This is a genomic window from Streptomyces neyagawaensis (assembly GCF_023516595.1).
GTDB lineage: Bacteria > Actinomycetota > Actinomycetes > Streptomycetales > Streptomycetaceae > Streptomyces > Streptomyces neyagawaensis.
This window is the reverse complement of sequence record NZ_JAMGBG010000066.1, coordinates 1-907: the sequence shown is the minus strand read 5'-3', so window position 1 is coordinate 907 and position 907 is coordinate 1. Positions and strand designations below refer to the sequence as shown.

Here is a 907-nt window from a genome sequence, read left to right as displayed (position 1 = left end):
CGAGGACCTGGTGCCACTGCTCGTCGGGGTTGTCCTCGATGGTGCCGATGGCGCCGATGCCGGCGTTGTTGACGAGGATGTCCAGACCACCGAGCTGTTCGACGGCGTCGCCCACGGCGGCCCGTACGGAGACGTCGTCCGTGACGTCCGCCTTGAGGCCGAGCAGCGGCGGCGGGACGTCGGAGGGGTTCAGGTCGAACACGGCGACCCCGGCGCCCCGCGCGGCCAGCAGCCGGGCCGTGGCCAGTCCGATACCGGACGCGCCACCCGTGACGATCGCGCGCAGCCCTGTCAGATCCGTCATGCGACTTTCTCCCGTCCAGCGAGGTCGGCGGCCCAGAACGTGCCGTCGGGGTAACGGTATTCGGCGAGCGACCCGGGGTGCATGGTGGCGGAGAAACCGGGGGCGCGTGGTGCGAGGTAGTGGCCCTCGCGCAGCACGACCGGATCGGTGAAGTGCTCGTGGAGGTGGTCGACGTACTCGATGACCCGGTCGTCGGTGGTGCCGGAGGGGGCCAGGTAGTCGAACATCGACAGGTGCCGGACCAGTGCGCACAGGCCGACCCCGCCGGCGTGCGGGCAGAGCCACTCGGGGTCGGCGTGGGCGAGCAGTCGCCACAGCGGCTGGCCTTCCCGCTTGGCGGCCAGGTCCCACGGGGCGTTGACCACGGCGCCGATCGCCATGTGCATCACGCCCTTCTCGGCGACAGCCGGCGCAGCCGGCTGTCGCCGATCAGGTCCCGGTTGAGGGAACCGGGGTCGGCGCACAGCGCGTCCACCGAGCGGCCGAGGAGGTGGGGGCGGAGGGCGCCGATGGCGGCGACCTGGATGTCGTTGCCGCGGCCGATGGTGAAGGTGAAGCCGTGGCCTTCGAGCCCGTCGCCGGCGTCGGTACGCAGCACGACGT

The 907-nt window shown here is 71.9% G+C and carries 1 protein-coding gene and 1 pseudogene; both read right to left on the bottom strand.

All coding sequences use genetic code 11. From position 1 onward, the window contains the following. Window positions 1-304 (bottom strand): SDR family NAD(P)-dependent oxidoreductase (locus tag M8J73_RS26265; RefSeq protein ID WP_249829131.1); only part of this gene is annotated, 304 nt, incomplete at its 3' end. Beyond that, a pseudogene (locus M8J73_RS26260) lies at window positions 301-907 on the bottom strand (enolase-like domain-containing protein); the annotation flags it as partial. The gene M8J73_RS26265 and the pseudogene M8J73_RS26260, both read right to left, overlap by 4 nt.